General features: G+C 37.9%; 14 protein-coding genes. 6 read left to right on the plus strand and 8 right to left on the minus strand.

From position 1 onward, the window contains the following. Positions 1–14: 14 nt before the first annotated feature. From REI64_RS03830 to REI64_RS03840, 3 genes are all read right to left on the minus strand, one after another. Positions 15–473, minus strand: a complete 459-nt coding sequence (locus tag REI64_RS03830) for a 6-carboxytetrahydropterin synthase (protein WP_308848772.1) — start codon at positions 471–473, stop codon at positions 15–17. Positions 474–562: 89 nt separating this feature from the next. Continuing rightward, positions 563–1366, minus strand: coding sequence for a tRNA threonylcarbamoyladenosine dehydratase (locus tag REI64_RS03835; protein ID WP_308848773.1), 804 nt, complete (start codon positions 1364–1366; stop codon positions 563–565). A 131-nt stretch (positions 1367–1497) separates the two neighbouring features. Next, positions 1498–2157, minus strand: a complete 660-nt coding sequence (locus REI64_RS03840; protein ID WP_308848774.1) for a TatD family hydrolase — start codon at positions 2155–2157, stop codon at positions 1498–1500. 105 nt (positions 2158–2262) lie between these two features. On the opposite strand from REI64_RS03840, the gene REI64_RS03845 reads away from it, so the two are divergent. Then, positions 2263–2772 (plus strand): thioredoxin family protein, encoded by a 510-nt coding sequence (locus REI64_RS03845; protein WP_308848775.1) that lies wholly within the window; start codon positions 2263–2265, stop codon positions 2770–2772. 736 nt (positions 2773–3508) lie between these two features. Here the strand turns inward: REI64_RS03845 and REI64_RS03850 are convergent. Continuing rightward, positions 3509–5215, minus strand: a complete 1707-nt coding sequence (locus tag REI64_RS03850) for a glycoside hydrolase family 3 protein (protein WP_308848776.1) — start codon at positions 5213–5215, stop codon at positions 3509–3511. A 395-nt stretch (positions 5216–5610) separates the two neighbouring features. On the opposite strand from REI64_RS03850, the gene REI64_RS03855 reads away from it, so the two are divergent. The 4 genes from REI64_RS03855 to REI64_RS03870 all read left to right on the plus strand — a co-directional run bounded on the left by REI64_RS03855 (position 5611) and on the right by REI64_RS03870 (position 8419). Continuing rightward, a complete protein-coding gene (locus tag REI64_RS03855) occupies positions 5611–6234 on the plus strand; it encodes a porin family protein (RefSeq protein WP_308848777.1) in 624 nt (207 codons plus the stop codon). 134 nt (positions 6235–6368) lie between these two features. After that, complete coding sequence (locus REI64_RS03860; protein ID WP_170311298.1) at positions 6369–6542, plus strand: hypothetical protein; 174 nt, start codon at positions 6369–6371, stop codon at positions 6540–6542. A gap of 176 nt (positions 6543–6718) precedes the next feature. Then, a complete protein-coding gene (locus REI64_RS03865; RefSeq protein WP_308848778.1) occupies positions 6719–7885 on the plus strand; it encodes a PQQ-dependent sugar dehydrogenase in 1167 nt (388 codons plus the stop codon). A 129-nt stretch (positions 7886–8014) separates the two neighbouring features. Continuing rightward, positions 8015–8419, plus strand: coding sequence for a cytochrome c (locus REI64_RS03870; RefSeq protein ID WP_308848779.1), 405 nt, complete (start codon positions 8015–8017; stop codon positions 8417–8419). A 273-nt stretch (positions 8420–8692) separates the two neighbouring features. Here REI64_RS03870 and REI64_RS03875 read toward each other — a convergent pair whose 3' ends face one another. Beyond that, positions 8693–10999, minus strand: a complete 2307-nt coding sequence (locus REI64_RS03875; RefSeq protein WP_308848780.1) for a DPP IV N-terminal domain-containing protein — start codon at positions 10997–10999, stop codon at positions 8693–8695. Between the two features lie 78 nt (positions 11000–11077). After that, on the minus strand, positions 11078–11653 hold the full coding sequence (locus REI64_RS03880; protein WP_308848781.1) for a YdeI/OmpD-associated family protein: 576 nt from the start codon (positions 11651–11653) through the stop codon (positions 11078–11080). A gap of 82 nt (positions 11654–11735) precedes the next feature. Between REI64_RS03880 and REI64_RS03885 the strand changes: the two genes are divergently transcribed. Continuing rightward, positions 11736–11927: a hypothetical protein gene (locus REI64_RS03885; protein WP_308848782.1), complete on the plus strand. Its 192-nt coding sequence runs from the start codon at positions 11736–11738 to the stop codon at positions 11925–11927. A 140-nt stretch (positions 11928–12067) separates the two neighbouring features. Here REI64_RS03885 and pyk read toward each other — a convergent pair whose 3' ends face one another. Continuing rightward, positions 12068–13498: a pyruvate kinase gene (gene pyk, locus REI64_RS03890; RefSeq protein WP_308848783.1), complete on the minus strand. Its 1431-nt coding sequence runs from the start codon at positions 13496–13498 to the stop codon at positions 12068–12070. A gap of 126 nt (positions 13499–13624) precedes the next feature. Next, a complete protein-coding gene (locus REI64_RS03895) occupies positions 13625–14044 on the minus strand; it encodes an IPExxxVDY family protein (protein WP_308848784.1) in 420 nt (139 codons plus the stop codon). Positions 14045–14234 lie beyond the last annotated feature (190 nt).

Raw genomic sequence — 14234 nt, forward strand, 5'->3', positions numbered from 1 at the left:
ACCAATCAACAAACTTATTGAAACGCTTTTGGCTGGTCTTCCTTGCACCACTCAGCCCACGAAGTTGGAGTTTCGTACAAACGAATTGTCCGTAAGATAAAACCATCATGCTCAAAGGCTGTCTGTAATTTAAACTTCATATCAAGCAATAAATTTTCGCAAGTAGGCTGAAAAGCAACGAAGTGCACCTTCTCAGAAATTGCATAACAACTTGCCCTCAAAGATGCAGGAACAGCTTCGTTAAGCACCAAAGCATGGTCATATTTGTCAATAATCTCTTCAGTAACGATTTTCTTGAGCTGACCAAAATCTATCAACATTCCGCACTTTACATTTTGCGGGTCTTGATTGGCGTATCCAGAAACTGTAACCTGTAAACGATAGGTATGTCCGTGGATATTTTTGCAAGGTCCATCGTAATTAAAAAGCGCATGCGCCATATCGAAAGTAAACTCTTTTGTAACTCGTATCATCTGATTTTGCATGATACCAAATTAGCTCAAGCCAGACCGAAGAAAAATGAGCCGTATCAGAAATAAAAGTTACGTTAAACAAGAAAGTTTTAAGATTTCTTCTGTTCTTTCTTTTTAGCTTTGGTAATTGATTTCTTACTGATACGCTCCGGACGTTTTTCGATATCTACTTTGTAACCTAATAAATCTCTAATGACTACCGATGCACAAACGCCACCAAAAGCAGCAGGCAAATAAGAAATAGTTCCATAAGCAGAACGTTTGAAGTTAGAACCATCGGTCATAATCAGCGACTCTTTCATTACTTCCTCAATTGAAAAAACCGCTTTAATAGAGCTTGCGTTACCTAGTTTTTTTAAACGCTTGCGCACATATTGTGCAAAAACACATTGGTAGGTATCTGGCAAGTAAGTTGTACGAAGTTTGGTTGGGTCTAACTTTCCGCCAGCTCCCATAGAACTTACAATAGGCAAGTTAAACTGTAATGCTGTAGAAAGCAATGTCACCTTTGGTGTGATACTGTCAATGCAATCCATCACGTAATCGAACTTCGTGGTAAGAATTTCTCGACATCTTTGCGGCGTTAAGAAATCTTGCACTACATGTAATTTCAACTCAGGGTTAATCGCCAACAAACGCTCCTTCATAATTTCAGCTTTGCTAACACCATGATTGGTAGCCAGAGCAGGCAATTGTCTGTTTCTGTTACTCGGGTCAACCACATCACCATCTACAATGGTCATTTCGCCAACACCAGAGCGACAAATAAACTCCGCTGCGAACGAACCCACACCACCTAATCCAATGACCAATACATGTTTTTGTTGCAACAAATCAATTCCTTCATTGCCCACCAATAATGCAGAACGCGATAACCAAGCTAAATCAGACATCTATTTAAGTAAAAAGTTAAAATTGCGACCTCTCGTCATCTCGACTGCAGCGCAGCGAATGGAGAGATCTTTCCCATTAAGATTAAAGATTTCTCGACTACGTTATACTCCGCTCGAAATGACGCAACGGTTTACAACAAACCGAGCTTCTTCCAATTCGCAAAAATAAAATCTTTCAGTTCATCCAATGATATTTTTTTTATTTCAGCTACTTTGGTATAAATCTCTTTGACATCAACTTCCGCTTCATCCGTTTCTAAGAAAAAAGCAGTGTCTATATTTTCCAAAGCCGAAGCCACCGCCTCAGATTGTAAAACGGCAGTACCAAACGACAAATAAAATCCTTGATTAACCAGTTGCTGCGCCATCTCCAACTTCTTATTAAACCCGTGGATAATCATTGGAATAGTAGGCTGTAACCGTTTTTTCACTGCAATCATTTCATCAAATGCTTTTACACAGTGCAGAATTAGCGGTTTCTGAAGTTCTTCTGCTAAGACAATCTGTGCTTCCAAGATTTGCAGCTGGTGTTTCATCGGCTCACCTTTGAGTTTATCTAAGCCACACTCGCCAATCATTTTTACATTCTCCTGCCGAGCCAACACATTCAAATACTTCATGTTTTTTTCAAGTTCTTCCAATTTCCCATACCAAGGGTGAATACCAATAGAAATTGGTTTGGTCTTCGGCATCGCTAAAAAAGTGCTTTCGGTTAAAGAAATACTCTGAATAGCAACAACTCCTTGCCTTTGTTTAGTTTGATGGGTATGGATATCTAAAAACATGCTCATTTAATGCAAAGGTAACAAATCAGTGCTTCAAAAATTTACTCTACAAAAACAGTAGACTATTCTTAAAAGATGTATCTTTGCTATAAATATTTAATTAGAATAAAAATGATGAAGAGATTGTTGTTTCTTTTGATTGCCATGAGTTTTGGCGTTGCGAGTTTCGCACAAACCCAACCAAAAAGCGAGAGTGCTGGTGTTAAAATCTATAATCCGTTGGCAAATGCACAGGCTGATATTGATGCTGCCGCAGCAAAAGCTAAGAAAGAAAATAAACACGTTTTTGTACAAGTAGGTGGTAATTGGTGTATTTGGTGCATCCGTTTTCATAATTTGGTAGAAGAAACTCCCGAGTTGAAAAACTATCTAAACAACAACTTTGAAACAGTTTTGGTGAATTATAGTCCAGAAAATAAAAACGAAGCGGTGCTTAAAAAACTTAAAAACCCAGGTCGTTTTGGCTTCCCCGTATTCTTAATTTTAGATGGAAATGGCGAAGTACTTCATATTCAAAATTCGGCGTATTTGGAAGAAGGAAAAGGGCACAGCGTAAAATTAATTACTGATTTCCTTAAAAATTGGACCTACACAGCAGTTAACCCAAGCTTGGCAAAGTAAACCAATCCCGTTCAAATAAGAGTGGGATTTTTTTGAAAAGCAATTTTACATTTCCATCGGTACCGAAAGCCCCGCCCTTTGGTACAAGTCCTCGCCCCGATGAAAAATCGGGACTGTGGGCTTTTCCCTTCGGTCGGGTTTAGCTAACGCAAAACTGCACTGCTATCAAAAAATCTAGGTGCAAAACCTTAAAATTTCCCCACGTTTAGCCTATTTCAAACACGACCTGAATTTCCCTTCTCACGTTGGCGTCCCCGCCAACGTGTACCTTATCTAAATTAATAAGCAGCTTAGGTTAACAATATCTCTCGGCAAACTCGTTGGCGGGGACGCCAACAAGGGCGGAATAATGCTTTCTCATTCAACTTTGTGTTCTTCGTGGTTAAAAATAAACTGAACCCGACCTTTAAGCGCATTACGATTGCCAGTCGAGCTGGCAATGACGGTATATTAGCATTGCTACAAGAATGGGACTAGATTGTGTAAAGCTCAAGTTAAATAGCCCCGATTGCAGTGAAAATACTTTTTGTTCGTGTCATCCTTGTCGAAGGATTTTGTATTAATAACCAGATGTTTCGACGAGCTCAACATGACAAGTATGAATAGCAGTTGCATTAACAAAAAGATTGAAACGGAAAGCGGGACTTTCGGGAAATAGTAGCAGGAAAACTGCGCTTCAATAAAATAAAAAAAAGCGTCCAGTTAAACCGAACGCTTTTCTAATTATTTAAAATTTCTACAATCCGTCTCCGTATTTGAAGAAACTATTCACCGTAATTGGCAATTTGCCAGTTGGCACTAATTTCTTGGTAAATACTGCTGCCGCTGCTTTTTGCATAAAATCTTCTTTTTGGTAAGCCACCACAATAGACCTCGCCATTTCGATTCCTGGAAAGTTTGCTAAATTATAAGGGTTAGCAAAAAATGCTACCATTGCATTTCTAGCAGCTAACGTTGTAATCAAGTCTTTCGCATCTTTACTCAACGGAATGTTATTTCCCGGACGTGTTCTGCTATCTACAATTGCCAACACAATCTGATCGTCGTCTTTAACCTGTTTAATCACATTGGCAACTGCCGCTGCATTAGCATTTCTTTCTACGTTAAAAGAAATTGAGTTTTTGTAGGTACTTACAATTTCATTTTGGAATGTTGTTGCCTGCCCAGTACCCACATTAATAATTACTGTTCTCTTTTTTGGCGTTAAGCTGGCAATACCGTCGCGACTTTTTAGCAAAGTCATACTTGCATCTGCCAATTGTTGTACTAAAGCTTGGCTTTCTGGTCTGTTCAAATCTTCCACTACGTTATTCTCGTCAATGTGTGGTTTTACGTTTAAGCCAGCCCAATATTTAGCAGTTAGCACTTTTTTAACGCTTTCGTCAATACGCTCCATGCTGATGCGCTCGTCTTTAATGGCTTGCTTTATTTTCTTCACCGCTTGTTTGGTGTCGTGAGCCAACTCCAGAATGTCATTCCCTGCAATTAGGCCCATTACTTCGGCTTCCCCATCTTTATAGAATTTGGTTACACCTTTCATATCCATCGCATCAGAAATGATTAAGCCTTTAAAACCAAGCTCATTCTTCAATAAATCGGTAACAATAGGTTTAGACAAAGTTGATGGCATGTTAGGTGTAGCATCTAACGAAGGAATATTCATGTGTGCAATCATTACACCTGCAGCACCTTTTTTAATCAATTCCTTAAACGGATACAACTCTAAGGTATCTAAACGTTCTTTTGTAAATTTCAACTGCGGTAAATCGTAGTGCGAATCTACGTCAGTATCCCCATGACCAGGGAAATGCTTAATGCTGGTTAGCAATCCGCCTTCTTGCATTCCTTTCAAATAAGCGGCACTTTTTTCGGCTACATTATATTTATTTTCACCAAACGAACGGAAGTTAATTACCGGATTTTTGGCATTGTTATTTACATCTACATCTGGTGCCAAGTTCATGTGAACACCTAATCTTTTGAAGTCTTTAGCAACCTCTAAACCCATTTTATACAGCAGCTCCTTATTTTGCACTGCACCCAAAGCCATTTGGTAAGGATACGAAATGGTACTATCTAAACGCATGCCCAAACCCCACTCGCCATCAATAGAAATAATTAGCGGAACTTTAGATTTGCTTTGATATTTGTTGGTTAAAACAGCTTGCCTTACCGGACCTCCTTGAAAGAAAACCACACCCCCTAACTTTTCTCTCTTAATTACTTTACCAACAGAATCTTGATAAGCTTTACTCAAATTTGTATGCGCCCTCACGAAAAACAACTGCGCAATTTTTTGCTTTTTGCTTAATTTGTTAAATACCGAATCTACCCAATGTGGTTGTTGCCTTAATAAATCGATGTAAGATGGTTGCTGTGCATTGACTTTTCCCATTGCTAATAAGGATACTAGGCCAAGCGCATAAAGAAATTTCTTGTTCATTTTTGTGTTGAAAATTTTGGTTGTTCTTCTCTGCAATTGCAGTTTATTGCGGAAAATCCTTTAAAGATGCGGAATCAATTCGTTCTTGCCAATTATTTATTTGTAGATTTTTAAGAAGCAGTGTAAATTGTACACGACAGCAGTCTTTTGAAACAGCATTGTATTAAATTTAATACACTCAAAGTCATATATTCCAACTGAGCGTGTAGCCACTTCAAAAAAAATAATTCACTAAAAATCTGCTTTTTACGTACTCAAAAAAGGCGTAAACTACATTCTGACTTTCATCTGTTTTTTCGATTTGGCACATTTATTTGATAGAGCTTGTCCGTAAACGAAACAGTTCTTCATCAATTTGAAAGCTGCGTTAATTAGAAAATTAAAAAAATAAAAAGATGAAAAAGATACTTATCCTAGCATTAGGCTTGTTTGCAACAGGTCTTACAGCAAACGCTCAATCAACAAATAGTTTAATTAGATTCGGGGTTAAAGGTGGTGCCAACTTTTCGAACATTATTAAAGATGATGGCAACAATAATTTCAACACTGATTACCTTGTAGGTTTCAATGCTGGTGTAACCTTAGACATCAAATTATTAGAAAATCTAGCTTTCACACCAGAGCTTTTGTACTCTACTAAAGGTTACAAGACTGATGTACTTGGTGGCACGTTCACACAAACCACTCACTTTATTGATGTGCCTATCTTAGCTAGTATTAAGTTAGCTGAAGGTTTTAACTTGGTAGCGGGTCCACAGGTTTCATTCTTAATGTCTACTAAAAACAAGTTTGAAAGCGGAATTGGTACTGCAGAGCAACAAATTATCGAAGATGAGGCTGACCGTTTTAAAAAGAGCATTCTTGCCGGTGTAGTTGGTGCCCGTTTTGATGTAAGCGATAAAGTAGGGATTTTCGGTCGTTACGCACTCGATTTTCAAAAAACTAACGAAAACGGTGACCGTGTAACCCCAGAATTTAAAAATCAAGTTTTCCAAGTTGGTTTGGGTATAAAATTCTAACCGTTTAGCGGTTTCAACATAGATCGAAACGCTCCTGATATTGATTATCGGGAGCGTTTTTCTTTTTATCAAAACTAAATATCAGTTCTAGGGTTACTTTATAAACTAATTTTTAACCCTAGAACTTAGAAATCATGAAAAGTACAGATCTTCCAAAAAATAACGGCTCAATGCACAATAATTCAATAGCCGACAGAGCACATCACGACACTAAACAGGCAAAACGGATGAACGGCATCACCAATGCTGGTGGTCAACGTTCAGACCAAACGTCTAACAAAGACAACGAGCGCAAACGCGGTCAATAGAACAAAAGGCATGGATAGTTTCCATGCCTTTTTTGTAAAGCTCTTTTTACATCGAACTATCTATGTCCTAATTTAATATCTTTAGAGAAATTATGCTTTATGAAGTCGTCATGTTTCCGAAAACGCTAAAGAATATGAAGACAACATATCGCAACTAAACATATCATTATTAACACATGAAACTTCAATTTGCTAAACAACCGTCCAAGCTTTTCTTAATGCTAGGTGTTCTAGTTGCATCTGGCTTATTAATGAGCAATTGCAATATCAACCCAAACAATACAGACCTTACTGAGAAAAATTTAAAATCTGAAACTATTGTTACTGGCTTAAATATGCCATGGGCGATGGCTTTTTTACCTGATGGACGAGTTTTGGTTACCGAAAGAAGTGGTAAACTGCGAATTGTAAAAGGCGGAGCTTTAGACCCGCAGGAAGTGACTGGTATTCCGAAAGTTTACTACCGTGGCCAAGGTGGTTTATTAGATGTGGTACTTCATCCAAACTATAAAGAAAACGGTTGGATTTACATCAGTTATTCTTCTCCTAAAAAAGAAGGAGAAGCTGGTGACGATAATGGCGCCAATACAGCATTAATGCGTGCAAAATTAGACGGGCATCAATTAACCAACATCGAACATTTATACAAAGCAAGTCCAAATGTAAGGGGTGGCGTTCACTTTGGTGGCAAAATCTTATTCGATAACAAAGGCTACGTTTTTCTTTCATTAGGTGAGCGTGGGCAAAAAGAAAATTCACAAAATTTGAACAAGGCACAAGGCAAAATGGTGCGTTTGCATGAAGATGGAAAAATCCCGACAGATAATCCATTCGTAAAAACTAAAGATGCTTTGCCGGAAATTTGGAGCTACGGACATAGAAACCCGCAAGGCTTGGTAATGCACCCAACTAACGGTACTATTTGGGCACATGAACATGGCCCACAAGGTGGAGATGAACTGAATATTGTTGAAAAAGGCAAAAACTACGGCTGGCCTTTAATTACCTACGGAATTGATTACGATAACTCCATTATATCTGATAAAACTGAAGCACCTGGATTGGAACAACCGGTTATCTATTGGAAACCTTCTATAGCTCCCTGCGGAATGACATTTGTAAATAGTCCGAAATTTAAGGATTGGAACGGAGATTTGTTGGTAGGCTCGTTGAAATTCCAAAACTTAGAACACTTAATTATCAAAGGAAATAAAGTGGTAAAAAAGGAAATCATCTTTGATAAAATAGGAAGAGTGAGAGATGTAAAACAAGGGCCAGACGGAAATATCTATGTAGTAGTAGAAAGCAGTGGTTCAATTGTGAAAATTAGTCCGAAATCTTAATTATCGCGTCATTTTGACCGCAACGAAGCGAGTGGAGAACTGAAAGAAAGCAAAGCTAAATCTTTGAATTCTATATAGCAAATAGATAGCTCTCTCCGCTACGGTCGAGATGACGACAAAGCCTTTGAAATGAAAATCATATCAATCATTACCTGCGGAGCAATATACGCCCTTGCTTTCTTTTCAAACGCTCAAGACGAGCTGAACAAAAGCATTGTAAGAGGCAAAGAACTATACAAAGAAAGCTGCATCACTTGCCACTTAGCCAACGGCGAAGGGGTAAAAGGGACATTTCCGCCTTTAGCAAAAGCTGATTTCTTGACCAAATATCCCGAAAAGTCTATTCACGCCGTTAAGTTTGGCATGAAAGGCGCCATAAAAGTAAACGGTGTTGATTACAATAACGCGATGCCTCCTTCTGGTTTTGCAGACGATGAAATTGCAGACGTAATGAACTATATCAGAAATTCTTTTGGTAACAAAAACACACAGCTAGTTACCGAAAAAATGGTGGCGGCGGTAAAGGAAAAGTAAATAAATTTTGAAGACTTACGAAGTTTTAAAAACTTCGTAAGTCTATCCGATTGAGTAAATATGATATAGATCTCTCCAAAAGGTCGAGATGACGTATTATTCAACGTGAATTATGGGTCTTAATCTAGCTTAACAGACCCTGAAATAAATTCAGGGTGACGGGATATGGGCGTTTCGTCATGCTGAATTTATTTCAGCATCAGCTTTTAAGACAACTTTAAACAATACTCGAAACTAATAAACATAAACACCCATAGCTCACGTTATTTAGTTTTATCTCTGTTCCTGATTAGCTCCTCTTAAATTATACTCCTTCGGAGTTTCCGCACCTTGTAAGTGCTTTACAAAGTAATCCCAACGGCGGCGCATCATGTAAGGATTGTAAGCTCCAAAACCATGAGAGCTATGCGGAAAAAGCACTAAATCGTAATCTTTATTTGCTTTGTTTAAAGCATCAATTACCAAATACACATTATAAGGAGGCACGTTGTTATCCATCATTCCGTGGGCCAACATTAGTTTTCCTTTTAGGTTTTTAGCATGAGTTTGGTTGGCTTGCGCTTCGTAATCAGAATTTTCTAGCAAGCCATTATAACGCTCGCCCCAATCGTCCTCGTAGTTTCTGTTATCGTGGTTGCCCGCTTGTGATACACCTACTTTAAAGAAATCTGGATAACGAAACAAAGCAGCTGCAGTTGCAAAACCACCGCCCGAGTGTCCCCACATCCCAACTTTGTCAATATCTATCGGATACTTCTCTGCCAATTGTTTAATGCCAGCAATTTGATCTGGCAAGGTATTTTCGCCCATGTTGCCGTAATTCATATCGTGGTAGCTCTTAGAGCGCATCGGATTGCTCGTTCCCTCTATCAGCACCACAATAAAGCCAAGCTCGGCTAAAGCTTGATGATCGCCTCTAGTTGCTGAAAATGACCAGTTACCCACACTTCCACCCTGCGGACCAGGATAAATATAATCTACCACTGGATATTTCTTGCCTACCTCCATTTTCGTTGGCGTAAACACTAGGCCATAAATATCTGTCGTACCATCGGCAGCGACTAATTTCACTACATCTGGAGCTTTCCAACCTTTTCCTTGCAATCTAGAAACATCTGTTCTGCCCAGCTCTTCTATTTTTTTGCCTTTTATATCTCGTAAAACGGTAACACTCGGCACATTCGGTTGCGAGTAGGTATCTATAATAAATTTAAAATCTGGAGAGAATGATGTTTGATGATTGCCTAAATCTGGTGTTAAAAGAGCAAGTCCTTTTCCATCAAAACCAATCTTATACAAATAAGAAAAGTAAGGATTTCCTTGCTCGCGGCCATAGCCCGTAAAATAGAGCTGTCTATTTTTCTCATCAACCTGCAGCAATCTACCTACCAGCCAATTTCCTTTAGTAATTTGATTTTTTACCTTGCCTGTTTTCGCATCGTATAAATATAAATGTCCCCAATTATCACGCTCCGAATACCACAAAATTTCATTAGTTTTAGGTAGGTATCGCCAATTGATAGATCTCACTCCCGATTCGAAATGCGTCTTCACCGTTTCTGTAAACACATCCCTAACTGCGCCAGTTGTAGCATTCGCAATTTGCAGCTTAGAAATTTTATGATCTCTCGAGGTCGATAAAAAAGCAAACTCACTTCCATCAGCATTCCAATCTACATCTGCCAGTTCGCCACCATCTTTAATATCATCGCTTAACGAACTTCTATGTTCATCTAAGGGAATTTGCAAGTTAACAACCTTAGCATTTTCTACATCGATCACTACCCTACGCAATTTGGCAATTTCCTTATCGCCCGGCAAAGGATATTTCCAAGCTTTTAATGTCGGCGAACCTACATTGGTCGTCACCAAGTACATATCTTTTAGATGGCGTTCGTCTTGCTGGTAAGTTGCTACTTTTTTTGAATCTGGCGACCATTTCACCACTGCTCTAGCACTAGTTGTCCAGCCGGCGTTGTCTGTAGCATAGCCGTAATCCTTAACACCGTCAAAAGTTAGTTGTGTTTCTTTTTGAGAGGCTACATCTTTTACCCAAAGGTTCCAATCCTTAATAAATATCGCTTTTTTGCCATCGGGCGATATAGATTCTGAAAGCCCACCCATTCTGCCTCTAGTTTGTTCGCGTCTATTTTCTTTGCTTTCGGTTAGTGCATTGGTTTTAATGTTGTAACTCCAAGCTTGTTCACCAGTTGCAAATCTGATGGTTTCGGTTTTCGAATCGTAAGCCAAATTCTGAAATGGCAATTTCGCTGCATCAACCGTCTTTCCCGTAGCTTTCCCAAGCGCTGCCGCCAACTGCTGATGATCAAAAAGTGGTACTTTAGTTTTAGATGCAGGATCTAATAATAAGAACTGGTTTCCTTTATCAGTTTTACTTAAATACCAAAATTGGTTGACTACCCAAATTGGTCTACTGGCGCCTTCATCTACAAAGGATTCTATGTTATAGCCAAGAAATTGTTCTGCTCTAGCATAATCTGCTTCGGTTAAGGCTTTATTTTGTGCTTTCAAAGTAAAAACGGTTAAAATAGCACCAATGGTTAGTATTGATTTTTTCATTTAAATTGAAATAAACATCTAAAATAATGGACTTTGCTCAATCGTGCACATCGTATTAATAATGATACAAGTTTTGATTTAAAACCGCGGTGGCTTTTTGCCTTTTAACGCATTTTCTACAATTTCACCAACGCGATTTAATTTTGTTTCTGGTCGTTTGGCAGAAACAACCCAATGTAACATCATTTTTTTCACCGATTTGCTCAAAGAGTTGAAAAATGCTTCAGCATCAGGATTTGCCTCAAAGGCATTTGTTAATTCTTGCGGCACGGTCAATTCTTCAATCTCATCTAAGAAACTCCACGAACCATTTTGCTTGGCAATTTCAATACTTTTAAAGCCCGCTTTTGTCATCAAGCCATCTGCTATCAAATGTTCCACCTTGGCTTTGTTGATTTTAGACCAACCACTTTTAGGCTTCCGCTTGCAAACAAACTGAACGAAGCTTTCCTTGTCCACAGATTTTCGCATCCCATCAATCCAACCGAAACAAAGCGCTTCATCCACAGCATCACTCCAGTTTACCCCAGGTTTGCCTGATTTTTTCTTGTATGATAAAAGCCAAACCGCATCCTCAGATTGATAATTTTCTAACAACCATTTACGCCATTCTTGCTTTGTTTTAGGATAAAATGTTTTTATGCTGTCTTTCATACCAAACGATATTAACTTATTTATTCAGAACTACAAAATGTTAGGAAGTAATTCAATCAACACGGGCACAAAACAACTATCTTTGCAACACATAATCAAGCACTTACAAGCAGACATGGAAACTGCTCTCACTTTATATGTATTGGCTATTGCAACTGTTTACTTTGCGAAAAAATTTAAGCCAGATAATGATGACCTATATGAGTTGCGACTGGTATTTTGGGGCATATTTGGCTTGTTCTTCACCTTTGCTATCTTCGCTATCTTAATTTAAGTCTAACTGATTAACGATCCAAATTTAAATCCTCGTAATTTGCTTCGGCACTTTATTCGGCACTTTATTTCGTAGATCATATTCACAAAAAAGCCCTGCATTAAATAAATACAGGGCCCAGATCTATAAGTAAGAAACTTTTATTCTATTACGGTAACCTTAACAGTATTGGTTCTGCTTCTTTTTTCTAAAGGAACTGCTGCAGTATTAATTACTACATCTCCTTTTTTAACTAACTTTTTCTTCTTTAATACATCGTTAACCTCTTCAATGGTTCTATCTGTACTTTCGAATTTATCGTAGAAGAAACCTCTAACACCCCAAACTAAACTCAAGGTATTTAATAAACTCTCATTACTAGTGAAAGTAAAAATTGGTGCTTCAGGGCGGTGACTAGCTACTTCAAAAGCAGTATATCCGCTTGAAGTCATCGTTACAATGCCTACCGCATCTGTTTGTTTAGCCAAGAAACAAGCCGAATCGCATACTGCATCTCCTAAGAAACTGTCAGATTTTGGTTTTAAAAACTTATCTGAGTGGAAAGGATAGTTGTTTTGCTCTATGTTGTTAACGATTTTCTGCATCGTCTCAATCACAATTAAAGGAAATTCACCAACTGAAGTTTCACCGCTCAGCATCACTGCGTCAGCACCATCAAGTACCGAGTTTGCCACGTCATTTACCTCTGCACGAGTTGGACGAGGTGTAGTAATCATGCTTTCTAGCATTTGAGTAGCAATAATTACTGGCTTAGAAGCCGCCCTACATTTGTTTACAATCATTTTTTGCAACAAAGGAACTTCCTCCATTGGCATTTCCACACCTAAATCTCCACGGGCAACCATCACCGCATCAGTTACTGCAATAATTTCATCGATATTTGCGATAGCTTCAGGTTTTTCAATCTTGGCAACTACTCTTGCTGTCTTACCTCTTTCCTTAATTACATCTTTTAGCTCTACAATATCAGCCGCATTACGCACAAAAGAAAGACCAATCCACTCCACATCACTTTCTAAAACAAAATCTAGGTTTTTTCTATCTTCTGGAGTTAAAGAAGGAATAGAAACTTTAGTGTTTGGCAAGTTAACTCCTTTTCTTGAAGTTAAGATACCACCGTGCACCACCTCACAAACCACTTCGTCTTTATAGTTGGTCTCTAGTACACGCATTTGCAGTTTACCATCATCCAAGAGAATAATTTCGCCAGCTTTTACATCCTTCGGAAAATTTTCGTAAGTAATGTAAATACATTCTTCGCTACCGATACACTCTTTTGTGGTAATGATCGTTTTGCTTCCGTTAACAAGGTTGATCCCGCCATCTTTAACCATTCCAATCCTAATTTTCGGACCTTGCAAATCGGCCAAGATGCCAACATTATATTTATGTTTTTTATTGATATCTCTAATGGTATCGATAACAGCTTGATGATCTGCCTGAGAACCGTGAGAAAAGTTTAAACGGCAAACATCTAAACCTGCGTTAAACATACTATACAATACATCTGGCTTTGCCGATGCTGGACCCAAAGTGGCTACGATTTTAGTTCTTGAATGAAAAGGTTTCATTAAAATTATCTTGTTATTAAGCTTAAACAAAACCAACGTACGCGAATTGTTTAAGCATTGATTATACTATTCTGTTTGATTTGATATTCAAATATAGTGTATTTACTACACTAACGATTATAAAATTTACATTACCAAGTTTTCTTTCGACTTCAATTTCTTCACATCTATCTGCGCAGCTACCTGTATATCAGACATTTTATTAAGACTACTGATTACAAAATTAAGATCTTCCTTGTCTATATATTGGTGAATAACCATAAAAAAATCAACCTTGTTCATTTCTGGCACTAAAAACCCATCACTATTTCTATTGCTCACCAAATAATATTCTCGCTCTCCTTCTTCAACAAAAAAATAATATTTAGAAAAGGCCAACGGTGCCTCATCTGTGTTAAAATAAACTTCGTGGTCGTCAACTTTGCAAAACTCAAAACCTAAATTGTTGTTTATCTTGTGGCACAAAACATAGTCTTTTAATGATGCTGTGATGGCAATCAAGACAAAATCTAGATCGAGAGATAGTTTTAAATAAGTTTTGTTCAAAATGTATTTTTTTATTAGAATTACGAAATTATAAAACTAATTTTACTTTGGCTTTTAAGAGCCTAAAATTGTTAGAGAAATAAAAACATTTGAAATGTGTTAGAATTTATTTTTCTTTGCACAGAATTATTTAACCATTAAATTATAAAATTATGTCTGATATTGCTTCAAGAGTTAAGGCTATTATCGT

The sequence above is a fragment of the Pedobacter sp. genome (assembly GCF_031119335.1).
In the GTDB taxonomy this organism is placed as follows: Bacteria; Bacteroidota; Bacteroidia; order Sphingobacteriales; family Sphingobacteriaceae; genus Pedobacter.

Coding starts and splice junctions, on each gene's coding strand:
- REI64_RS03830 (WP_308848772.1), bottom strand. CDS start 473: ATGATACGAGTTACAAAAGAGTTTACTTTCGATATGGCGCATGCGCTT.
- REI64_RS03860 (WP_170311298.1), top strand. CDS start 6,369: ATGAAAAGTACAGATCTTCCAAAAAATAACGGCTCAATGCACAATAAT.
- REI64_RS03875 (WP_308848780.1), bottom strand. CDS start 10,999: ATGAAAAAATCAATACTAACCATTGGTGCTATTTTAACCGTTTTTACT.
- REI64_RS03855 (WP_308848777.1), top strand. CDS start 5,611: ATGAAAAAGATACTTATCCTAGCATTAGGCTTGTTTGCAACAGGTCTT.
- pyk (WP_308848783.1), bottom strand. CDS start 13,498: ATGAAACCTTTTCATTCAAGAACTAAAATCGTAGCCACTTTGGGTCCA.
- REI64_RS03840 (WP_308848774.1), bottom strand. CDS start 2,157: ATGAGCATGTTTTTAGATATCCATACCCATCAAACTAAACAAAGGCAA.
- REI64_RS03865 (WP_308848778.1), top strand. CDS start 6,719: ATGAAACTTCAATTTGCTAAACAACCGTCCAAGCTTTTCTTAATGCTA.
- REI64_RS03880 (WP_308848781.1), bottom strand. CDS start 11,653: ATGAAAGACAGCATAAAAACATTTTATCCTAAAACAAAGCAAGAATGG.
- REI64_RS03845 (WP_308848775.1), top strand. CDS start 2,263: ATGATGAAGAGATTGTTGTTTCTTTTGATTGCCATGAGTTTTGGCGTT.
- REI64_RS03850 (WP_308848776.1), bottom strand. CDS start 5,215: ATGAACAAGAAATTTCTTTATGCGCTTGGCCTAGTATCCTTATTAGCA.
- REI64_RS03835 (WP_308848773.1), bottom strand. CDS start 1,366: ATGTCTGATTTAGCTTGGTTATCGCGTTCTGCATTATTGGTGGGCAAT.
- REI64_RS03870 (WP_308848779.1), top strand. CDS start 8,015: ATGAAAATCATATCAATCATTACCTGCGGAGCAATATACGCCCTTGCT.